This is a genomic window from Pseudoalteromonas sp. 2CM32C (genome assembly GCF_023161925.1).
Taxonomy (GTDB): Bacteria; Pseudomonadota; Gammaproteobacteria; order Enterobacterales; family Alteromonadaceae; genus Pseudoalteromonas; species Pseudoalteromonas marina.
Genome location: NZ_JALNTI010000001.1, coordinates 305,819 through 328,209 on the forward strand (window position 1 = coordinate 305,819; position 22,391 = coordinate 328,209).

Genomic DNA, 22,391 nt, shown 5'->3' on the forward strand with positions numbered 1-22,391 from the left:
AACCACAGTATCAAGCGAAATTTATAAATTTATCTTTTCAATTGTATTTTTCAAAGCAAATTCAATAGCCTGCATTCTAACTTGGGCTCTATCACCACTAAATATTTGCTTAAATGTAAATTGTTTATCTGCAATTTGTAGGCAAAACCATACAAAACCCACTGGCTTATCTTGTGTTGCTCCACCCGGCCCTGCTATCCCCGATATAGCAATAGCAACGTCAACATTGGCAAGATTTTTTGCCCCCAACGCCATTTCTTTTACGGTTTGCTCGCTCACAGCACCATACTGCTCTAACGTACTCGTCGCTACATTGAGTAGTTCGTGCTTTGCCTCATTGCTATAAGTAACAAATGCATGCCCTAAATAGCGCGAGCTGCCAGGTGTGTCTGTTAGTGCATAACTCACCCCGCCACCCGTGCATGATTCAGCAGTAGTGATCCATAAGCATTTATCCGTTAAAATAACACCTAATTTCGCAGCAAGTGTTTTAATCTCTTGATGTAATTCCATATTCAGCCTTTGGGTAAATACATGTCGTTTGATCTTTTTGCACCACACACTATAAAACAACAAACCCCTATGATGCAGCAGTATCTAAAAATAAAATCAGAGCATCGCGATATTTTATTGTTTTATCGTATGGGAGATTTTTATGAGCTTTTCTTTGACGACGCAAAACGTGCAGCTCAATTGCTCGATATTTCGCAAACTCAGCGCGGCAAAGCCGGTGGCGACCCTATTCCTATGGCAGGTGTGCCTTATCATGCCGTAGAAAACTACCTAGCGCGTTTGGTACAAATGGGCGAATCAGTTGCTATTTGTGAACAAGTTGGCGACCCCGCAACCAGTAAAGGCCCTGTTGAGCGAAAAGTAGTGCGCATTGTTACACCGGGCACTATTTCAGATGAGGCGCTTCTTCAAGAACGACAAGACAACTTACTGACCAGTGTTTGGCAAAATAAAAAAGGCCAATACGGTGTTGCGTATCTTGATATAAATTCTGGGCGTTTTAACGTTGTAGAAGTCAATACTGACGAAGCGTTAAGCTCAACGCTACAACGTTTATCGCCAGCAGAACTGCTTTATAGCGAAAATTTTGAAAACACACATCTAATCGAACATATTAAAGGCGCTCGTCGTCGCCCTGAATGGGAGTTCGACTTAGATACGGCTCAGCACTTATTATGCGATCAATTTGGAACAAAGGATTTAGTTGGATTTGGTGTAGAAAAAGCTCACTCAGCGCTCGTAGCTGCGGGCTGTTTAATGCAATACGTGAAAGATACACAGCGCATTGCTTTGCCTCATATTCGCGCCATTACGCTTGAGCACAACGAACACGCTGTTATATTAGATGCCGCAACCCGTAAAAATTTAGAACTAACAGTTAATCTGTCAGGTGGATTTGAAAACACGCTTGCACAAGTACTTGATAAAACAGCCACTGCAATGGGCTCACGCTTATTAAAACGCCGCATTCATACACCTGTTCGAAATAAAGACGAGTTGAATTCTCGTCTAAATGCTATTAGCGCAATTTTAGACGCACAACTATGTGGAGAATTACACGAATCATTAAAAGAGATTGGTGATATAGAACGTGTAATAGCGCGTTTAGCATTATGTACTGCACGCCCAAGGGATTTAACACGCTTACGCAGTGCACTACAAGCACTTGCCCCCCTGCATAATTTATTAAGTGATGCGAGCGACCCACGCATTACAAGTATTATCAAACACTCACCTGAATTACCTGAGCTACAAGCATTGCTAGAGCGAGCTGTTATTGATAATCCGCCAGTACTTATTCGTGATGGGGGCGTAATTGCGCCGGGTTATAACAGTGAACTTGATGAATGGCGTAACCTAAGTAAAGGGGCAACTGATGTACTCGAGCAGCTTGAACAACGCGAGCGTGAACGTACTGGGATTAGTACGTTAAAAATTGGCTATAACCGAGTGCACGGCTTTTTTATAGAAGTGAGCCGCGCTAATTCACATTTAGTACCTGCTGATTATATTCGCCGTCAAACGCTTAAAAATAATGAACGCTATATTATTCCAGAGCTTAAAGAGCATGAAGACAAAGTACTTGGTAGCCAATCAAAAGCACTCGCGCTTGAAAAACAACTATACGAAGAGTTGTTTAAATTTATCGCCCCACATATTGAGCAGCTGCAAATAATGGCTGCAGCGCTTGCTGACTTAGATGTATTAAATAACTTAGCAGAGCGTGCCTTTGCACTTAATTATGCTAAACCAGAGCTTTGCGACAACGACAATATTAGCATTCAACAAGGCCGTCATCCGGTTGTTGAACAGGTAATGAAAGACCCATTTATTGCAAACCCTGTAGAGCTTAATAGTCAGCGCAAAATGCTGATTATTACCGGTCCAAATATGGGTGGTAAATCAACCTATATGCGCCAAACAGCACTTATTGTATTAATGGCGCACATTGGCTGTTATGTCCCTGCCGATAGCGCAAAAATAGGCAATATTGATCGTATATTTACGCGTATTGGTGCAAGTGATGATTTAGCCTCTGGCCGCTCAACCTTTATGGTTGAAATGACCGAAACCGCCACAATTTTAAATAATGCGACAGCGCAGTCGTTGGTATTAATGGATGAAATTGGACGTGGTACAAGTACCTATGACGGGCTTTCGCTTGCATATGCCACAGCGAATCATTTAGCATCAAAAATATCCGCTAAAACCCTGTTTGCAACTCACTACTTTGAATTAACTGAGCTTGCAGAGCAAACGCAGGGCCTTGTAAACGTTCACCTTGATGCAATAGAGCATAATGATACCATTGCATTTATGCATACTGTGCTAGACGGTGCGGCAAGCAAAAGCTTTGGTTTACAAGTGGCCGCGCTGGCTGGTGTGCCTAAAGCGGTAATTACACAAGCTAAACAAAAGCTTAAGTTACTTGAAAATCACCAAAGTGTTACTGCACCTAATGCTGAGCAACACGCATTTTCATTTAATAATGGCGCTGTTATTGAGCCTTCATTAGTGGAAGAACAATTAAGTGCAATTGACCCAGATAACTTATCGCCTCGTCAAGCACACGAATTGCTCTATAAATTAAAAGCGTTGCTTTAACAAAAAATGCCGAAGAATAATTTCTTCGGCATTTTTTATTCAAGCCTTGTAAGGCCTTACATTTATTATTAAGAAAATTGGTTAAATAAACTATCTGTGCTTAACCCTTCTTGTTGCAAAATATCTTTTAAACGACGTAATGCTTCAACTTGTATTTGTCTTACTCGCTCTCGTGTTAGCCCTATTTCTCTACCTACATCCTCAAGTGTAGATGGCTCATAGCCTAGTAATCCAAACCTACGCGCCAGTACTTCACGTTGCTTAAGGTTTAATTCTCCTAACCAATCAACAATGTGTTTATTAATTTCGGTGTCTTGCACTTCACCTTCAGGGCCGTTGCCTTTTTCGTCAGGTAAAATATCAAGCAGCACGCTGTCGTTTTCGCCACCAATAGGCATATCAACCGACGCTATTTTTTCATTCAAACGTAACATTTTGGTTACGTCTTCAACTGGCTTATCTAGGCATTCAGCTATTTCTTCAGCAGTTGGCTCATGGTCGAGTTTTTGGGTTAGCTCTCGCGCTGTACGTAAGTAAACGTTTAGCTCTTTCACTACGTGGATGGGCAAACGAATAGTGCGTGTTTGGTTCATAATGGCGCGTTCAATTGTTTGACGTATCCACCATGTTGCATAGGTTGAAAATCTAAACCCGCGTTCAGGGTCAAACTTTTCAACAGCACGAATTAACCCTAAATTACCTTCTTCAATTAAATCGAGTAGCGCTAGTCCACGGTTATTGTATCTACGTGCAATTTTAACAACTAAACGTAAGTTGCTCTCAATCATACGTTTACGAGAGGCTTCACAGCCTTTGAGGGATTTACGCGCGAAAAATACTTCTTCTTCAGCGCTTAATAATGGAGAGAAGCCTATTTCACCTAAGTAAAGTTGGGTGGCATCTAGGTTTTTAGTCACTTCTTCTTTGGCAAATATGTCTTCGTCATCTACTTTTTCAAGTAGCGGTGTTGCTTCTTCAACGGTGTTTTCATCAAACTTGTCGTCATTGCTGATATTTTTTTCAATCTTTGCTGCGCTAGCCATAAGCCTTCTCCAGAGCAATTATCAATACCTAAAATCTAAGGAAGGTATTTAGCAGGATTGACAGCTTTCCCACGGTAACGAATTTCAAAGCGAAGCGCGGTAACCGAAGACTCTGAATTGCCAATTTCTGCTATTTTTTGTCCTGCCTTAACTTTTTGCTTTTCTTTTACAAGTAATTTCGAGTTATGTGCATAAGCACTAAGATAATCATCATTATGTTTCAAAATGATTAAATTACCATAACCTCGAAGCGCGTTACCCGCATACACCACCGTTCCTTGTGCAGCGGCTAAAACTGTAGCCCCCATTTTATTAGTAATTTGTAAGCCTTTATAGCCGTTTTCCTTATTAGAAAAGCGTTTGGTAATTTTGCCCTTTGCTGGCCAAAACCACTTTAATTTACCGCTCGACAACTGCTTTTGGTTACTAACTTTATATTTGGCTTGTTTTTGAACATACTCTCGTTTTTTTGGCTGATCAAGTCCTTTCTTTAATTTTTTGTTATTATTTTGTATGTTTTTTCTAGACTTTTTACTCGAATTCGTATATTTTTTTGAGCTTTTAATTTTTTTGATAGTGGGAGAGAGAGAGATTGACTGGCCTGGATATATAACATAAGGACTTGAAATTAAGTTGTTTTTAGCAAGTTCTCTAAAGTCTTTTCCTGCGCTAAATGCGATTGAATAAAGTGTATCTCCTTTTTGTACTGTATATTTGCCATCTACAATGTTAATTAAATGGTTTGAGTCATTAACATTATTATTTAAGCTACTAACGGGCGCTGGAACATGGCGAGATGAACAACCAAAGAGAAAAACACTAATGAACAAAGCAACATAAAGCATAAATTGTCTATTCATCGTGCTTTTCTCCATGTTTAAGTAACATTATTTTATATAGCTTAACGCAACAAAAAGTACGCAACGGCTATTAATATTACTAATCCCCAGCCAAGCACTTCAATATACTGACGTAATTTTTTCTCCATTTGCGCTCCGCCCCATTTCATAAGCGCAGCAACTAGAAAAAACCGAGCACCGCGCCCGATTGCTGAAGCAATTAAAAATGGTAAAAACGCCATCTGTAAAACGCCCGCACCAATTGTAAATACTTTATAGGGTATGGGTGAAAAACCTGCTAAGAACACCACCCAAACGCCATACTCTTTAAACCAATTTAATGCTACATCAAACTTTTCTTGCCAATGCATCTGTGCAATTAGCGGCTCTACAACAGGTTCAAAAAGCCAAAAACCAAGAAGGTAGCCAATTACCCCGCCCAGCACAGATGCAATCGTTGCGAAGCTAGCAAAACGCCACGCCTTACTAGGTTGAGCCAGCGACATTGGCGCTAACATTACATCGGGTGGGATAGGAAAAAAAACAGACTCGGCAAAACTCATTCCTGCTAAATAACGCTCCGCATGGCGGTGCTTTGCCCATACTAGGGCCATATCGTACAACTTAGTAAACAACTTCAAAGTGAATTCCTATTCAATATCACCAGGTACCAAAGGTACAAATCTTACTGGTGCAATAACATGCTCTGTAAAGCTTTCGCCCTTTCGAATAACCATTATTAATTTTTGATCAGCTTCGCCAACCGGCGCTAATAATACACCGCCATCAGCGAGTTGACTTAACAAACCTTGAGGTAAGGTGGCAGCGGCAGCCGTAACAATAATGCCGTCAAATGGTGCTTGAGATTGCCAACCTTGCCAGCCATCTCCATGTTTCATTGTTACATTGTATAAATCAAGCTGCTGCAGACGCCGTTTAGCCTGCCATTGCAAAGCTTTGATCCGCTCAACAGAATAAACTTTAGTAAACGTTTTAGCCAATACCGCTGTTTGATAGCCAGAGCCCGTGCCGATTTCTAATACTTTATCGCGCACACCGGCCAACCTCAGAAGCTCCGTCATACGGGCTACAATATAAGGCTGCGAAATAGTTTGCCCTTGCCCAATAGGTAGCGCTGTATTTTCATAAGCTTTATGCTGCAACACGTCATCAATAAATAAATGACGAGGTATACCTGCAATGGCATCAAGTACGCCTTGATCCTCAACACCTTCACGTTTAAGTAAATCTGATAACGCTTTCGCACTTCGCGTGTAATTAGCGAGCACGATTTATCTCCAAATTAGATAACCAGTCCCCAACTGCCTTAATGCTATTGTGTGCGGTCATATCAACACTGAGTGGTGTAACCGATGCAAAACCATTATTAATGGCGTAAAAGTCAGTTCCTTCACCTGCATCACTCTCTGTGCCAAGCGAGCCATACCAGTAAATACTTCGACCCCAAGGGTCTGTTTGCTTGGTCATAGTTTCAGCTTTATGCCGAGCGCCTAAACGCGTAACCTGCACACCTTTTAATTCACTTAGTGGAACATCTGGCACATTAACATTAATAATTTGGTCTTTTGGTAATGGGTGCGATGCAAGTTCTTTAATTATATTAACTGTTACCGCAGCCGCTGTTTCAAAGTGCTCGCCATTGTGTGAGCAAAGTGAAACTGCAATAGCAGGCAACCCCAAATGACGACCTTCGGTCGCTGCAGCAACAGTGCCTGAATAAAGCGTATCATCACCTAAATTGGCGCCATGATTAATGCCTGCCACAACTAAATCTGGTTTTTGGTCAACAAGCTGATTAACACCTAAATGAACACAATCGGTTGGCGTACCATTAACTGACATAAACCCATTTTCAAGAGTTGTTGCACGCAATGGATTCATTAATGTGAGCGAGTTACTTGCACCACTGCAATTGCGATCGGGTGCCACCAAAGTGACGTCTGCAATTTTTGTAAGCGCGTTATATAAGACCGCTATGCCTTTAGCATTAACGCCATCATCGTTACTTAACAGTATCTTCATTTATGCCATTATCCTTTTCTTTTCGCTCTTTTGGACTTGCATCTGTATAGTCCACCAGTTCACGAAGTAATGCAGTTGCAAAACACCCTTTAGGTAAACCAAAGCTTAGCTTAAGTGTGGTGTTATCAAGTGTTTCTACTGCCAAGTTATCAGGAATCAAACGCAACATTCTACGCTCGTTTTTAAGCCCTAATTCACCCAGGCCTTCACACCATGCCTGATAGGGTTTAAGCCATATTTTTTCTTGCTCAGTTAACCCTTTATCACTTTTGCCTGCCATTGGTGCCGACATTACAATATCGCCAGAGGCTAAACGTGCTATGTTTTCGTCGTTAATTTCATCTTCAAAAAATGCATTACTGCCGCTGAGCATAAATACTTCGCGGTGCATCGTTTTAGCTAAACCGTGTTCTTTTACACGTAAACTTACAAGTTGATTAAAAATATGTGAACGCGCAGCTGAAATTATAATACCGCGTAACTTCTTATCGCGAATACGTTCGCCGGCAAACATTTTTTCGGCCATAACCAAATTATGCCCATCGCGGCCAAAACGCTGCTCGCCAAAGTAATTTGGCACACCAGCACGCACAGCATTTATGCGGCATAATATATCAAGCGGCTCGGTAACATTACGAAGGGTAATGGTAAATTTATTGCCCTTGTGGCAACCGGTGCGTAATTTACGCTCGTGGCGCTGTTGCGACACTATAAAAATGCTTTCGCTATTTAACTCTGTAAAATCTATATGCTTTTTAATGGGCACTTTTACACTAAACCATTGGCTACATACACCATGACGATCTTTCATGCCCGCGTAGCTTACATCGCGAGGGGATACACCGGCTTTTTGCGCGATAATTTTAGCCACGTATTGTGTGTTTTCGCCTTTTTTAACCACCTGCAAGCATACATGCTCACCGTTACCTGTAAACTCTATACCTAGATCTTCATCTACCATAAAGTCTTCTGCTGTGGTTTTAAAGTCAGCTTTTGAAAGCGGTGCGCCGTATAAATAATTTAAGTCGCTCATGCGTTTTTTGTACTCGCAAGCTCTTTACTCATAATAACCACGGCATGACTAGAAATACCTTCTTTACGTCCTTCAAAACCCAACTTTTCAGTTGTCGTAGCCTTAACATTTATTTGGCTAAGATCGCAGTTTAAATCATTAGCTAGATTTACACGCATAGCCTGTATGTGCGGCAGCATTTTTGGTGCTTGCGCCACAATAGTGACATCACCGTTACCCAATACATAACCTTGCTCTTTAGCAAGGCCTACAACGTGGCGAAGTAAAATGCGGCTGTCTATATTTTCATATTCGCTCGCTGTATCAGGAAAGTGCTTACCAATATCGCCCATAGCGAGCGCACCTAAAATAGCATCACATAATGCATGAATAGCTACATCGCCATCTGAGTGTGCTAAAAAGCCTTGTGGGTAATCAATTTTTTCACCACAAATAGTTAACGGGCCTTCGCCGCCAAATTTATGTACGTCAAAACCATGGCCAATTCGAATCATACTGCACTCTCGTTTTGTTGTTTGTTTAATATAAACCCTGCCAAAGCTAAATCTTCTGGCGTGGTTATTTTAATATTATCGCTACGACCCGCTATAAGTTTTACTGGTTTGTTTACCCACTCAATTGCACTGGCTTCGTCGGTAATAGGCACCCCACTTTGTAGCGCATTTTTCAGCGCATTTTTAAGGTCACTGTACTTAAAAAATTGAGGGGTAAGCGCTTGCCATAAATCATCCCTTGGTACGGTTTGCTTTGAGTGTGTATCGCCGCGTTTGATGGTGTCTTTTACTTTAGTGGCTAAAATTCCGCCTTCATTTGCACTAAGGCACTCACTGATAAGGCGCTCTATGTCTGCTAGATCAACCAATGGGCGCGCTGCATCGTGCACTAATACCCAATCAGGGGGATTGGGTGCTAAAAATAACAAACTATTAAGCACTGAATCAGCACGTTCTTTGCCACCACTTGAACGAACAATGCGCGCATCGGTTAATGGTAGTTCACCAAAGTATGGGTCTGTATCGCTAAGGGCAACAACAATAGTTTGTAGTTGTGGTAATTGAGATAGTTTAGTTAGGGTGTGTTCTAAAATTGTTTTACCCGCTAACTGTATATATTGTTTAGGTGCATTGTGCTGCATTCTGCTGCCTACACCTGCTGCGGGTACAATCGCAACGATAGTTTGTTTATTTCTCATATTGGTTGCCCGGTAAAACACGAATAAATGTTTCGTCCGGCTTAATCATTCCTAATTCGTTTCGGGCACGTTCTTCAATTCCTTCAAGGCCAAGCTTTAAATCTTCTATGTCGGCTTTGAGCACTTTATTACGTTTTATCAACTTTTCGTTAGTGTCTTGGTGGGTTGCCACCGCCCCTTTTAAGCGCGAATAATCTTGCACACCATTTTGACCAAACCATAACCTGTATTGAACAAACAGTGCTAAGCACAGTAAGCACACTTGAAAAACACGCATTTAACACTCCTTATTTAATAATTTAAAAGTTTTAACTTAACTAAGCTAATGGGCGTTTTATATTGCGCCAATTAATGTTACCTGCCAGTAGCATTTCACGTAATGATAATACACGTGGTGTGCAACGCTTTGAAAACTGCCACTGATGCCCACAGCACGCTGCAGCTAAACTCAACTTACTTGGCTTTAAAAGTTGTGCATATTGCTGCTCTAGGCCATTGCCTAAAAAATCAAACCACCCTAGCTCGTTGCAATGCAACTTGTTTTCAGACACCTGATCAATACTGTCTATCCTAAGGTGTAATTTGTCATACTGGTTTACTATCACCGGAACAATTAGTCCCACTTTGGCATGCGCTTGAAAAAAAAGTTCATTGGCTTGTTTATTTACATCGGGCGGCGTTGCTTTTTGTTTTTCGAGCCACGAGCCATTTTGTGCATCAAGCGTAAAAGGCGAATGCCCGTTTACTACAAGCGATGCAGCTCGTTCAATGTAATAAGGCAAACTTTTTAACTGCCTACGCAACTTATCGGCATTAGGTTCGGCGACTAACCGCTGAACTTCTCGCTGATAAAATGCATTGCACAACTGCGCATATAGCGCCTTTTGCGCATCAGTTTGCCAAATTTCAACTTGCTGCTGTTCACCAAGTGACTGATTTTTCGCGACCAATTGCTTTACTCAAAAACATTCAGATAACTGTTTTATAACATAGTACTGAATAGTTTTTAAGCACACATAATAAATTAAGCGCTTGGTTTTTCACCTAACTTAGCTTTACCCGACTCTAAAAATTGCACAACACTGTTGCGCTTTTTACCAACTAGTAAACTGCCATCGGCTAAAAACATAAAGTTTTGCCAATTACGTTTAAATACGTCAAACGTTGTTTCAATAACATTATCGCGCGCCATACAAAAATATACCGTGGTATTTGCTTCCCACCCTAAAAACTCTAAAATTTCTTGAGGTGGTAAAGCATCGCCATTTTCCCAAGCTGCTTCCCAGTTAACTTCATCACTAAAGCTTTTATCTTGACCGCACCACATACTGTCATCAAAAAAGTCGGGGTGGTCAAACTCACGGCTTACCATTGTGCTCCAAAGTACAGCAGCGCGCTCGTCGCTCATTGGTTTTATTTTAGCTGCGTCATCACTTGATACCGGAATGTCTTTATGGCGAAAAACCCACGCTTTTCTGTAATCATCTAACGAAATATAGTTCATAATATTGGCAAATTAGTTAGCATTAAAAGTGCAAACACAAATTATACAAGAGATTGAAGCATGACTACAGCACTAAAACTGGGTTTATATCAACACTACAAAGGCCCGCAATACAAAGTTTTATATCAGGCAACACATAGCGAAACAGACGAACAATTGGTGATATATCAAGCCTTATATGGTGAGTTCGGTATTTGGGCACGACCACTTAGTATGTTTTTAGAAACCGTTGAAAAAGAGGGCAAAACTATACCTCGTTTTGCCTACCTTGGACCTGCAGATTAACTGTGGCATTATAACCCCATTCAATACTGCTCAGACCAGACAAGGGTACACCGTGCAATTTAATTCTACTGACAATTACATCGCAAGCAGCTCGCTAAAACAGGCTGTAAATGCTGCTATTATGCTTGAAAAACCATTACTTATTAAAGGTGAACCTGGTACAGGCAAAACTATGCTGGCCGAAGAGCTTGCGAAAAGTTTAAACACCGAGCTTATTCAGTGGCACATTAAATCGACCACCAAAGCACAGCAAGGTTTATACGAATACGATGCCGTATCGCGTTTGCGTGACAGCCAGCTAGGTGATGAGCGCGTGCATGATATTGGCAACTACATTGTTAAAGGTAAGCTGTGGCAAGCATTTACCTATGCCGAGCTTAACGGCAAACGCCCAGTTTTACTCATTGACGAAATAGACAAAGCCGACATTGAGTTTCCAAACGATTTACTGCTCGAACTTGATAAAATGGAGTTTCACGTTTACGAAACAGGTGAGCGCATTATCGCAAAAGAGCGCCCTATTGTGATCATCACTTCAAACAACGAAAAAGAGCTGCCTGATGCCTTTTTACGCCGCTGTTTTTTCCATTATATTGACTTTCCAAGCAGCGAGGAAATGCAGCAAATTGTTGATGTACATTACCCTAACGTTAAACAAGATTTAGTACGCCAAGCATTAGAAGTATTTTTTAACTTACGTGAAGCCAACGGCCTTAAAAAGAAGCCCTCCACCAGCGAATTGCTAGATTGGTTAAAACTTTTAATGGCAGAGGATATAGACGCTAAAACATTACACGACAAAAGCCAAAAAGGCGGCTTAATGCCGATGTTTGGCGCACTGCTTAAAAATGAGCAAGACATAAGCCTCATCGAAAAACTCGCGTTTATGAGCCGCCGTTAATATGTTGATTGCGTTTTTCTTCAAATTACGTGAATACCGTTTACCGGTAAGCCTGCGCGAACTACTCGATTTAATTAACGCCTTAAAAAAAGGCGTTATATTTGCAGACGTAGACGCGTTTTACCATTTAGCGCGCACCATAATGGTAAAAGACGAAACGCACTTTGACCGTTTCGACAAAGCCTTTAGTGACTACTTTAGCGGTATTGCCGACCTTGATTTACTCGAAAGTTTAAAGCGACAGCACAACTTACCTGAAGATTGGCTACGTAAAGAGTTTGAAAAAAACCTAAGCGATGAAGAAAAAGCCCAACTTAAAGCGATGGGCGGGCTCGACGAGCTTATGAAAACCCTGAAAGAGCGTTTAGAAGAGCAACAAAAACGCCACGCAGGCGGTAATAAATGGGTAGGTACCGGCGGTACATCTCCTTTTGGCGCGTATGGTTATAACCCTGAGGGCGTGCGTATAGGACAAGACGGCAACCGCAACCGCCAAGCGGTAAAAGTGTGGGACAAGCGCGAATACCGTAACCTAGATTCAGACCGCGAAATTGGCTCACGCACTATAAAACTCGCCCTTAAAAAGTTACGTAAGTTTGCCCGCACTGGCGCAAGCGACACACTGGATTTAAACGAAACTATTCGCGCTACTGCAAAACAAGGCGGCATGCTGGATGTAAAAATGGCACCCGAACGCCACAATGCGGTAAAAGTATTAATGCTGTTTGATATTGGCGGCTCAATGGATGACTACATTCATACCTGCGAAGAACTATTTAGCGCCGCCCACAGTGAATTTAAGCATTTAGAGTTTTACTACTTTCATAACTGTTTATACGAACACGTTTGGCAGGATAACCAACGCCGCCATTCAAACATCATCGACACCATGACGCTGATTAATAAATTTACCAGCGACTACAAAGTCATATTTGTGGGTGATGCCACTATGGGCCCATACGAAATAGCCTACCCTGGCGGCTCAGTAGAACATTACAACGAAGAGCCCGGCAGTGCATGGTTACAGCGTATAACAAACCACTTTGATAAAGTCGCCTGGCTCAACCCACAACCCGTTGAACACTGGCCGTATTATCAATCAATTGGCTTTATAAAAGAGTCAATGAACAATCGCATGTACGCGCTGAGCTTGGATGGGATAAGTAGAGCGATAAAAGAACTGAGTTGATCGTTAATATCAATGACAGCTCAGTGCTGTGAGTTCAACCACTCGATGCAACACACTGATTAAATCGCTCCGCAGGTGTTTCGTATTCTAGTGTTTTCCTCGGTCTCTCATTAAGTTGTCTGGCAACTTGGTTTAATCTTATCTGAGAATGCTCATTTAAGTTAGTTCCTTTTGGAAAATATTGTCTTAATAACCTATTTGTATTTTCATTGGAGCCGCGTTGCCAAGGTGATTGTGGATCGCAGAAATATACTTGAATATCTGTAGCTAGAGTAAAGTCTTTATGATTAGTAAGCTCACATCCTCTGTCCCAAGTTAATGATTTATAAAGCTCTGCTGACAACTTATTAGCTTGTTTAATCAACGCTTCGATTACTGGCTTTGTTTTATTACTAGGTACTTTCACTAACATTACATACCTAGAGTGCCGCTCAACTAGAGTCGCGATAAAACTGTTTCCTGAGCCTTGGATCAAGTCTCCCTCCCAGTGGCCTGGAACAGCTCTGTCTTCAACATTTGATGGCCTTTCACTAATTGGTACAGCGTCAACTATCTTTCCTAACCCTTTACCTTTAAGAGTGGCGTGTTTTGATTTCCTGACTACCCGCTGCGTCCTTAAGTGTTTTTGTAGCTCTTTTTTTAAGGCGCCGCGGGTTTGTATATATAGGGTTTTATATATTGTTTCGTGCGACACATTCAAATCCTCATTATTGGGGTATCTCCGCCTAAGCCAACCAGAGATTTGCTGAGGTGACCATGCAGATTCCATCTTTTGAGCAATGATTAAACATAATTCTTTGTTGCCATACAGCTTACAAGGCTTAGGGCGTTTGGCATTTTCCCAGGCAACTTTGTCAGCTTTACTCGCTCGATATTTTTTAATCCCGCCGTGGCGGTTTACTTCACGGCAAATAGTGGAAGGTGAGCGATTAAGGTATCTCGCTATTTCTCGAAGTGACTTACTTGCTGCTAACCCTCGTGAAATGTCTTCTCGCTCTGCAAGAGTTAGTGTTGTTGGTGAGCGTTTGGGCTCAAGCGGCCGAACACCACCTGTTTTATGGATAATACCTAATATAGATGAATGGTATCGATCAAATAACCTTGCTATATCATGCGCACTATCACCGCGCTGATATCGATCCCAAATTAACCTTCTTTGTTCTGCATTATAATAAATACGCTTTCTCTGTTTCATGTAAACGCTCCTTTAACTAATAATAAGGATAGCGTTGCATTCACCAGTTGAACTCACAGCCATTAGCAGACATCGACTTTAATGTCTTAAGTCAAGATTTGACCCCATTCACTTTTTCATTCACTTTTATAAGTCAAGATTTGACCCCATTCACTTATAACCTGTGTTGGCCGCTCTTGCCAACATCCGGTTGATAGATTTGTTATGAGCTGATTTCAAACCTTAGTCCTTTCCATTTGATTCTTTCAGTTGCTCTTTAGCACTGGAAAAACCATCGTTAAAACCTTTAGAGAATGGCTCTACCGCGGTCGCAATTACCAAACACATAGCGCCTAGAAGCATAGTGTTTCGTTTGTTTTTTACATACCCATAGATAGTTAGAAAAACAAACAATATTGAAAATACTAGCTGCAAATAAAACACTTAAAATTCCTTTTATTTAAAATTAACACGACGACTAAAGCTCATAACAATTTAATAGTGCGCTCGTCGCGCATATTTCTGCCGACGCTACGCTCATTTTTCTACATTATATAGTTTTAACAAATTACCTAAGGTATTACTATCGCAAAGTTTTCTAAAGTTTATAGGTAAAGTTAAATTAACCAATATGCGCGCAGCGCTTACTTTCATGAATATATGCGCAGAGCAGTTTAACCAATCTATTAACGACGATATTTAGCCAATCTCAATGACCGCTTCTCGCTCTGAACAGCCATGCGGATAATATTTAAATCATACAACTACAAAACGTTACTTCTCGGTCATTTTAGTTTAAACCGATTTACTCATAAACAAGCTATATGGGTCTAGCTCATAATCACCAAATGGTTCGCACTCTTTAAAACCAAATTGGACGTAGAGCTTTTGTGCGGGTAAAAACGCCTTTGCAGTGCCGGTTTCTAAACTAAGTTTTTTATACCCTCGCCGTGTTGCTTGCTCAATAATATACGTGAGTAACTTAGCCGCTATGCCTTGGCGTAAATAGTTGCTTGAGGTGCGCATTGATTTAATTTCGCCATGCGTGGCATTGAGCACTTTTAATGCGCCAACACCCGCTAAGTTATTATCAATCCATAAGCTATAAAAGGTTATATTGGGCTGAGTAAGTTTAGTTACATCCAGTGCATGTACGCTCTCAGCAGGTGAGTGTTTTAGCATATCGTTATGATGCGCTTGTAGTAACTTTATAACGTGGGGGTTTGAAAGCTCGCCTGTTCTTATATCCATTTATGCCTCGTTTAACCCTTGAATTTAATGCTTTAGGGCTTTAATTAAAGCCCTAAAGTAAATAGCTATATTTAGGCTGCTAGCTTCCACACCACAAACGCAACAGCAAAACCAACTAAGTACACTAAGCCTAACCACGTTAAGCTGCGCAATAATACGCTGTGTTTAATGGCAGGCTCTGAGCGCACTAGGCTAAAGTTAAGCCATGCAAAAACGGGGGTAGTGACAAAAGCAAGTGTCATGGCAAAAGTAAGCATTGGCCCCAGGGCCGATTTAAAAAATAAAATAACCGCTATACCAGCAAGCGCTTGTAGTATTAACCAAATGTTTAGGCTGTGCTTTGATTGCCCAAAGCCAAGTAGTTTATGCGATTCGTTAAGTGTGCGGGCGTAGCCGTCAAGCACGGTGAGTGTAGTGCCAAACATACATAAAAAAGCAATAGCTGATACCAGCGGCCTTGCCCACTCACCAATAGTGAGTGCGTACATGTCTATGAGCTGTTTAGCAAAGGCAACACCGCCAAGCTCAATACTGCTGCTTTGCCCGTATTGCACCAGCACACCTAAGCTAAAAAATACCAATGCTAAGCACGCTGTTAACCAATAGCCTACGTTAAAATCAAACAAGCCTTGGCTTTTAGTGACCGCTTGCTGGGCTTGCTTTTCTTTAAGCCACAGCGAACTAAGGGCTGATATTTCTATGGGTGCTGGCATCCAACCCATTAACGCGACCATAAAGCTCAGCATAGCCAGCTCGTAGGGTGAGGGGCCAACATAGTCAGCTGGCGCCATTGGGCCATTACTAAACGCGATAACCAGCGCAATAACAGTAGCGAGTGTTAATAACCCCATAATGCCTTTAGCAACGCTGTCGAGCGCTTTAAAGTGCCCTAACAATAATATGGCTAAGCACACACCGAGCAATATCCAACATAGCAGGGTTACCTCTATCACTGCAGGCAGTGCGTAATGCAGTAAGCTGGCGGTAAGTAGTAATACCCCTGCGGTATTAACAACTGCTGCCAGTATGTTCAAGCCAATAAAACTATAAAAATACACCGGGCCTTTGTTTTTATAGCCTTCTACTAAACTGTTTTTAGTGGCTAAGGTGTATTCCATACCAAAGCGAAAAAACGGATATTTTAATACGTTAACAGCCAGTATTAACCAAAATAGTTGCCAGCCAAATAGCGCGCCAGCCTGAGTAGATGCAACTAAGTGAGACCCACCAATTGCTGCGGTTGCCATTAAAATACCAGGGCCTAGTGCGCCTACGTGAGATTTCCAAGAAGTGTGTGTTTGCTGCATTAATTTCTCAAATTATGTGTGTTATTCACTCTGGTTATTAATTTTCACAATTAATAACACCGAAGGCTGCATAACTTACCTAAATTAAAGGCAATAAAAAAGAGCCATAAGGCTCTTTTTTATAGTGCTTTGGGACTAAAAATTATTTTAGTTCCATCTCTTGGATGATTTCGTGCGCTATTTCTGGCGTTGTACTTACAGGCTTTTCGTGTAAATTTGCTTTTATTTGCCCTTTTCGATGTTTTAGTGCTGCATCGAGTTTTTTAGCTGCGCTTGCAATAGCTGGGTACATTACTTCGTTTTCCCCTTTTACTGATATTCGCGCACCTTCGTAATTAGTGCTAATTTCGGCTTGGATTTTATGATGCTCTTTAGACAAGATCATATCGAGAGAAATAAGTGATGGAAAGTGGCTCTCAATTTTAGAAAATTTTTCGTTGATGTGCTCTCTAATAGAGTCAGTAACTTCAACATGGTGACCAGAAAGATTAATTTTCATAGGGTATCCTTTTATTTGTTACCTCATAAATAGTATTGGGGGCTATTTAGATTAACACAAGGAAAAAAGAGAGATATTTGAGGTTTATTTGCGGTTTTTGGTGATTTAAATCATGTGTTGCGCAAAGTTTATGCAAAGCCCATAAATCATGGGCTTTCAGACGTCTAGCTGTGCTAGCTATTAATCTGTGTATGAGCAACAGTAGTCGGCAAAATCACTTACTTTTACTTTAAAGCTTACGTTAGCGTCTACATTAAATGACTCGCCCGCATTAAATGTTTTCCACTCACTCTCGCCTGGTAATAAAATATCCCACTGGCCACCTAAAAGCTCCATGAGTTCTTTTTTACTGGTATCGAATACAAATTCACCTGGCTGCATAAAGCCTAATGTTTTGGTAGTTCCATCGCTAAATACAACCGTACGGCTTGACACTTTACCGTCAAAATACACGTTGGCCTTTTTAACTACGCTTACATTTTCAAACTGAGACATTTTAGCTCCTGCTATTAATTTAAAGATCTTTATTTATAAATTTTATCGCACTACCTTGCCTGATAGCTTACTTTCTTGCAAGAAAAGCAGTAACGCTTAATACCAATTCGCAATAATGCTTAATCATTTTTAGGGTCTAAAAGTGTCGCTATCTGCGTTAAAAAATCCTCATTTAGAACAACTAAATAACGAATTTTTTGCCTAGCTATCAACACGTTTATCTATCCTCAAAATAGATCACTTAATTAAGCGGATTGGTATAAGATGGAGTTGTTTCATATATGGGCATAAAAAAACCCGCACATTAGCGGGTTTTTAAGTTACTTAACTTATTTAATCAAAAACGATTAAAAAAGTGCGTTTGCTTTACTTACAATGTTTTCAACCGTAAAGCCAAAGTGCTCAAACAACTCGTTAGCTGGTGCAGACTCACCAAAGGTGGTCATACCGACTACGGCGCCATTTAGGCCTACATACTTGTACCAGTAATCAGCAATACCTGCCTCTACCGCTACGCGACGTGAAACGCTTGCTGGTAATACGCTTTCTTTGTACTCAGGCGATTGATCTTCAAATGCATCAGTACATGGCATAGATACAACACGTACCTTTTTACCTTGGCTGCGTAATTCAGTAGCTGAATCTTGTGCTAATTGCACCTCAGAACCGGTTGCAATAATAATTAGCTCTGGGTTGCCGTCACAGCTAAGGATGTAACCACCCTTTTTGACGTCGCTTAGCTGTTGTGCGTCACGCGCCTGTTGCTCAAGACCTTGGCGTGTGAATATTAACGATGTAGGACCGTCTTTACGTTCAATAGCTTGTTGCCATGCAATTGCTGACTCAACTTGGTCACACGGGCGCCAGTTATAAAGGTTAGGCGTTAAACGCATGCTGGCAATTTGCTCTACTGGTTGGTGAGTTGGACCATCTTCACCTAAACCAATTGAATCGTGCGTGTATACAAAAATACTTGGTTGCTTCATTAATGCAGCCATACGAACCGCGTTGCGTGCGTATTCCATAAACATTAAGAATGTTGCACCGTAAGGAATAAAGCCTTTATGAAGTGCAATACCGTTCATAATTGCCGACATACCAAACTCACGCACACCGTAGTAAACGTAGTTACCACTTGCATCGTCCGCCGTTAGGCCTTTAGAGCCTTCCCAAATTGTTAAGTTTGAACCTGCTAAATCGGCAGAGCCACCCATAAATTCTGGTAATAATGGACCAAATGCATTTAATGCATTTTGTGACGCTTTACGAGATGCTGGATTTGCCGGGTTTGCTTGTAACTGCTCAATATACGCTTGTGACTTTTCAGCCCAATCGGCAGGTAAATCTGAATTTGTACGGCGTTTGTACTCAGCTGCAAGCTCTGGGAATGCTTTTGCATAGGCTGCAAACTTTTCGTCCCAGCTTGATTCAAGCTCTTGGCCTTTAGCTTTTCCATCCCACTGTGCGTAAATGTCTTCAGGGATTTCAAATGCATCGCCCGTCCAACCTAAAAACTCACGCGATGCTTTAATTTCGTCATCGCCAAGTGGTGCACCGTGACAGTCGTGGCTACCCGATTTATTCGGTGAACCGTAACCAATAATTGTTTTACAACAAATTAGTGTTGGTTTATCAGTCACGCTTTTTGCTTCGCTAATTGCAGCACTTACTGCATCGCTGTCGTGGCCATCAACGTCACTAATTACGTGCCAGCCGTACGCTTTAAAACGTGCTGGTGTGTCATCGCTAAACCAACCTTCAACTTCACCATCAATAGAAATGCCGTTGTCATCCCAAAAAGCAACCAGCTTGCCTAGGCCTAATGTGCCGGCAAGCGAACAGGCTTCATGCGAAATGCCTTCCATTAAACAACCGTCGCCCATGAATGCATAGGTATGGTGATCAACAATGTCGTGACCTTCACGGTTAAATTGTGCCGCAAGCGCTTTTTCAGCAATTGCCATGCCTACCGCATTTGTGATCCCTTGGCCTAGTGGGCCCGTAGTGGTCTCGATACCTGGCGCATAACCGTATTCTGGGTGGCCTGGTGTTTTAGAGTGCATTTGACGGAAGTTTTTAATTTCGTCCAACGGTAAATCATAACCACTTAAGTGCAATAAAGAATAGATAAGCATTGAACCGTGGCCGTTTGACAGTATAAATCGATCTCGGTCTGCCCACTCTGGATTTGATGGATTATGTTTTAGATAATCGCGCCATAATACTTCTGCGATATCAGCCATGCCCATAGGGGCTCCAGGGTGACCAGATTTGGCCTTTTGTACTGCGTCCATTGACAAGACGCGAATAGCATTTGCAAGTTCTTTGCGAGATGGCATGAATTCTCCTACCTTATATATGTATTTGCGCGGGTATTTATGTGTTCGTTTATGTACTCAAGTTACAAGAGCACTTTTATTGCGACCATTCTTACTTATTGTGGGGGCTGTGTGCAATTAAAAACCCTATAAAAATGAGGTATTATGAATATTTTTTAAGACCATAATGTCATAACTAATTTAATTTAGACGTCTAGGCGTAAAAACACTATGCAAGGTGTTTCGTTTTAGATAAAATACGCCCCTTAATTTTTTAGCGCTAATACCGACGTTTGTGAAGCGCAATATTTGTGAGCATAATTACAATGGCAAAACATTTATTTACTTCTGAATCTGTTTCTGAAGGTCATCCGGATAAAATCGCCGACCAAATCTCTGATGCGGTTCTTGATGCTATCCTAGAGCAAGACTCTCATGCCCGCGTTGCGTGCGAAACATACGTGAAAACAGGTATGGTTATGGTTGGTGGTGAAATCACTACTAGCGCATGGGTTGATATAGAAGAGATTACGCGTAAAACAGTACGTGAAATTGGCTACACTCACTCAGATATGGGTTTTGATGCTGACTCGTGTGCAATTTTGAACACCATTGGTAAACAGTCTCCAGACATTAACCAAGGTGTTGACCGTACTAGCCCAGAAGAACAAGGCGCTGGCGACCAAGGTTTAATGTTTGGTTACGCATGTAACGAAACTGAAGTGTTAATGCCTGCACCTATCACGTATTCTCACCGTTTAGTTCAACGTCAAGCACAAGTACGTAAAAGCGGCGAGCTTAACTGGTTACGCCCAGATGCAAAATCTCAAGTTACTTTTGCATACGAAAACGGTAAGCCAGTAGGTATTGATGCGGTTGTTTTGTCAACTCAGCACAGCGAAGACATCTCTCAAAACGATTTAGTAGAAGCTGTGATGGAAACCATCATCAAGCCAGTACTTCCTGCTGAACTAATCACAAGCGCAACTAAGTTTTTTATTAACCCAACAGGCCGCTTTGTAATTGGTGGTCCAATGGGTGACTGTGGTTTAACAGGACGTAAAATCATTGTTGATACATACGGTGGTATGGCACGTCACGGTGGTGGTGCTTTCTCTGGTAAAGATCCATCAAAAGTTGACCGCTCAGCTGCATACGCTGCACGTTACGTGGCTAAAAACGTAGTGGCTGCTGGCCTTGCTGATAAGTGTGAATTACAAGTATCTTACGCAATAGGTGTTGCAGAGCCAACTTCTATTAGTGTTGAAACGTTTGGTACTGGTAAATTAGAAGAAGCACGTTTAATCGAATTAATTCGTGAACATTTTGACCTACGCCCTTACGGCTTAATTCAAATGCTTGATTTAGAGCGCCCTATCTACCTTCCTACTGCAGCTTACGGCCACTTTGGCCGTGACGAATTCCCATGGGAACGCACAGATAAAGCTGACGCACTTCGAGCAGCAGCGGGTCTTTAAGACTAAAGCAAAAAAACGGCCCTTTTAAGGGCCTTTTTTATAGCTAGCAATTATGTAACGCAACGCTAATTCATAGTTTAAAAAATAACTATTAATTGGTCCTCGAACTTTTTTATACTTTAGGTATATACTCATTTAATTATAAAGCTTTAGGGATATTTAAATGACCGATAACTTTCGCGTTATATTTGCTGGACTCGCTGATAACGTTGACTCAAAAACAGCGTGTACAACACTGGCGGCAAAACTAAAGATCTCAGAAGAAAAAGTAGCCTTATTTTTTAAAGGTAAGCCTTTATTTGCGCCTAGCGATAAAAACAAAGCATTAAAACAAGCTAAGCTACTTGTTGGAATGGGTATTAAAAGTAAGCTTCAAGCTGTATCGACAAATACTGAAAAAACCACTCAAACGGTAAGTGATAGCCAGCGAGATGAGCGTATTTTTGACGCATTAGACTACATAACCAGCAGTTTAATCAGGCTAGAAGAAAAACTCGAAGACCTTGAGCAGCGCCTACCTGAAAACCAAACAAAAAACCCTGAAGTAGATGAAGACGAATGGCAAGACGAAGAGCTATTACTGGACGAGGAACTAATAACTCAGCCTAAAAAACGCAGTAATGCATTGCTTTATTCGTTAATAGCTACGGTTGTTACGTTGCTTATTATACTTGCGGTGTACTTGGCGTTTCCTGCTTTATTTGCTTTTTAATTAGTTGGTAA

General features: G+C 41.4%; 24 protein-coding genes. 6 read left to right on the forward strand and 18 right to left on the reverse strand.

What is annotated here, in order from left to right; translation table 11 throughout:
* Window positions 1-21: 21 nt before the first annotated feature.
* Window positions 22-513 (reverse strand): CinA family protein, encoded by a 492-nt coding sequence (locus tag MTF67_RS01425; protein WP_248518515.1) that lies wholly within the window; start codon window positions 511-513, stop codon window positions 22-24.
* A 21-nt stretch (window positions 514-534) separates the two neighbouring features.
* On the opposite strand from MTF67_RS01425, the gene mutS reads away from it, so the two are divergent.
* Window positions 535-3,117, forward strand: a complete 2,583-nt coding sequence (mutS, locus tag MTF67_RS01430; protein WP_248518516.1) for a DNA mismatch repair protein MutS — start codon at window positions 535-537, stop codon at window positions 3,115-3,117.
* Between the two features lie 68 nt (window positions 3,118-3,185).
* On the opposite strand, the gene rpoS is transcribed toward mutS, so the two are convergent.
* The 11 genes from rpoS to MTF67_RS01485 form a co-directional block, all read right to left on the reverse strand.
* A complete protein-coding gene (gene rpoS, locus MTF67_RS01435; protein WP_006791963.1) occupies window positions 3,186-4,160 on the reverse strand; it encodes an RNA polymerase sigma factor RpoS in 975 nt (324 codons plus the stop codon).
* 35 nt (window positions 4,161-4,195) lie between these two features.
* On the reverse strand, window positions 4,196-5,020 hold the full coding sequence (locus tag MTF67_RS01440) for a peptidoglycan DD-metalloendopeptidase family protein (protein WP_058428486.1): 825 nt from the start codon (window positions 5,018-5,020) through the stop codon (window positions 4,196-4,198).
* 41 nt (window positions 5,021-5,061) lie between these two features.
* The gene (locus MTF67_RS01445) at window positions 5,062-5,640 is read right to left on the reverse strand and encodes a YqaA family protein (protein WP_008126892.1); all 579 of its coding nucleotides are present in this window, start codon (window positions 5,638-5,640) and stop codon (window positions 5,062-5,064) included.
* 9 nt (window positions 5,641-5,649) lie between these two features.
* Window positions 5,650-6,288 carry a protein-L-isoaspartate(D-aspartate) O-methyltransferase gene (locus MTF67_RS01450; protein WP_008126889.1) on the reverse strand — a complete coding sequence of 213 codons (639 nt, stop codon included), beginning with the start codon at window positions 6,286-6,288 and terminating at the stop codon, window positions 5,650-5,652.
* Window positions 6,278-7,042: a 5'/3'-nucleotidase SurE gene (surE, locus tag MTF67_RS01455; RefSeq protein WP_006791959.1), complete on the reverse strand. Its 765-nt coding sequence runs from the start codon at window positions 7,040-7,042 to the stop codon at window positions 6,278-6,280. The genes MTF67_RS01450 and surE overlap by 11 nt, the downstream gene beginning before the upstream one ends.
* Window positions 7,023-8,075 carry a tRNA pseudouridine(13) synthase TruD gene (locus tag MTF67_RS01460; protein ID WP_248518517.1) on the reverse strand — a complete coding sequence of 351 codons (1,053 nt, stop codon included), beginning with the start codon at window positions 8,073-8,075 and terminating at the stop codon, window positions 7,023-7,025. The genes surE and MTF67_RS01460 overlap by 20 nt, the downstream gene beginning before the upstream one ends.
* Window positions 8,072-8,569 (reverse strand): 2-C-methyl-D-erythritol 2,4-cyclodiphosphate synthase, encoded by a 498-nt coding sequence (gene ispF, locus MTF67_RS01465; protein WP_248518518.1) that lies wholly within the window; start codon window positions 8,567-8,569, stop codon window positions 8,072-8,074. Before ispF ends, MTF67_RS01460 begins: the two co-directional genes overlap by 4 nt.
* Entirely contained in the window at window positions 8,566-9,267 is a 702-nt protein-coding gene (gene ispD, locus MTF67_RS01470) for a 2-C-methyl-D-erythritol 4-phosphate cytidylyltransferase (RefSeq protein WP_248518519.1), read from the reverse strand. The genes ispF and ispD overlap by 4 nt, the downstream gene beginning before the upstream one ends.
* Window positions 9,257-9,544: a cell division protein FtsB gene (gene ftsB / locus MTF67_RS01475; RefSeq protein WP_006791955.1), complete on the reverse strand. Its 288-nt coding sequence runs from the start codon at window positions 9,542-9,544 to the stop codon at window positions 9,257-9,259. Before ftsB ends, ispD begins: the two co-directional genes overlap by 11 nt.
* A gap of 40 nt (window positions 9,545-9,584) precedes the next feature.
* A complete protein-coding gene (locus tag MTF67_RS01480) occupies window positions 9,585-10,217 on the reverse strand; it encodes a hypothetical protein (RefSeq protein ID WP_006791954.1) in 633 nt (210 codons plus the stop codon).
* A gap of 74 nt (window positions 10,218-10,291) precedes the next feature.
* Window positions 10,292-10,771 (reverse strand): DUF2947 domain-containing protein, encoded by a 480-nt coding sequence (locus tag MTF67_RS01485; RefSeq protein ID WP_006791953.1) that lies wholly within the window; start codon window positions 10,769-10,771, stop codon window positions 10,292-10,294.
* Between the two features lie 60 nt (window positions 10,772-10,831).
* On the opposite strand from MTF67_RS01485, the gene MTF67_RS01490 reads away from it, so the two are divergent.
* From MTF67_RS01490 to MTF67_RS01500, 3 genes are read left to right on the forward strand one after another with little or no spacing between them, the layout of a single operon-like run.
* Entirely contained in the window at window positions 10,832-11,056 is a 225-nt protein-coding gene (locus tag MTF67_RS01490) for a DUF1653 domain-containing protein (RefSeq protein WP_006791952.1), read from the forward strand.
* Window positions 11,057-11,108: 52 nt separating this feature from the next.
* Window positions 11,109-11,957 (forward strand): MoxR family ATPase, encoded by an 849-nt coding sequence (locus tag MTF67_RS01495; RefSeq protein WP_006791951.1) that lies wholly within the window; start codon window positions 11,109-11,111, stop codon window positions 11,955-11,957.
* A 1-nt stretch (window position 11,958) separates the two neighbouring features.
* Window positions 11,959-13,146 carry a VWA domain-containing protein gene (locus MTF67_RS01500; RefSeq protein WP_248518520.1) on the forward strand — a complete coding sequence of 396 codons (1,188 nt, stop codon included), beginning with the start codon at window positions 11,959-11,961 and terminating at the stop codon, window positions 13,144-13,146.
* Window positions 13,147-13,180: 34 nt separating this feature from the next.
* Here MTF67_RS01500 and MTF67_RS01505 read toward each other — a convergent pair whose 3' ends face one another.
* From MTF67_RS01505 to tkt, 6 genes are all read right to left on the reverse strand, one after another.
* On the reverse strand, window positions 13,181-14,341 hold the full coding sequence (locus MTF67_RS01505) for an IS30 family transposase (RefSeq protein WP_248518521.1): 1,161 nt from the start codon (window positions 14,339-14,341) through the stop codon (window positions 13,181-13,183).
* Between the two features lie 774 nt (window positions 14,342-15,115).
* Window positions 15,116-15,571 (reverse strand): GNAT family N-acetyltransferase, encoded by a 456-nt coding sequence (locus tag MTF67_RS01510; protein ID WP_248518522.1) that lies wholly within the window; start codon window positions 15,569-15,571, stop codon window positions 15,116-15,118.
* 71 nt (window positions 15,572-15,642) lie between these two features.
* Window positions 15,643-16,878 (reverse strand): divalent metal cation transporter, encoded by a 1,236-nt coding sequence (locus MTF67_RS01515; protein ID WP_248518523.1) that lies wholly within the window; start codon window positions 16,876-16,878, stop codon window positions 15,643-15,645.
* A 142-nt stretch (window positions 16,879-17,020) separates the two neighbouring features.
* The gene (raiA, locus tag MTF67_RS01520; RefSeq protein ID WP_006791946.1) at window positions 17,021-17,377 is read right to left on the reverse strand and encodes a ribosome-associated translation inhibitor RaiA; all 357 of its coding nucleotides are present in this window, start codon (window positions 17,375-17,377) and stop codon (window positions 17,021-17,023) included.
* Window positions 17,378-17,557: 180 nt separating this feature from the next.
* The gene (locus MTF67_RS01525; protein ID WP_138740245.1) at window positions 17,558-17,872 is read right to left on the reverse strand and encodes a pyrimidine/purine nucleoside phosphorylase; all 315 of its coding nucleotides are present in this window, start codon (window positions 17,870-17,872) and stop codon (window positions 17,558-17,560) included.
* A 347-nt stretch (window positions 17,873-18,219) separates the two neighbouring features.
* A complete protein-coding gene (gene tkt / locus MTF67_RS01530; RefSeq protein WP_203984545.1) occupies window positions 18,220-20,211 on the reverse strand; it encodes a transketolase in 1,992 nt (663 codons plus the stop codon).
* A 305-nt stretch (window positions 20,212-20,516) separates the two neighbouring features.
* On the opposite strand from tkt, the gene metK reads away from it, so the two are divergent.
* The gene (gene metK, locus MTF67_RS01535) at window positions 20,517-21,668 is read left to right on the forward strand and encodes a methionine adenosyltransferase (protein WP_006791943.1); all 1,152 of its coding nucleotides are present in this window, start codon (window positions 20,517-20,519) and stop codon (window positions 21,666-21,668) included.
* Between the two features lie 163 nt (window positions 21,669-21,831).
* Entirely contained in the window at window positions 21,832-22,380 is a 549-nt protein-coding gene (locus MTF67_RS01540; protein ID WP_248518524.1) for a hypothetical protein, read from the forward strand.
* Window positions 22,381-22,391: the final 11 nt, after the last annotated feature.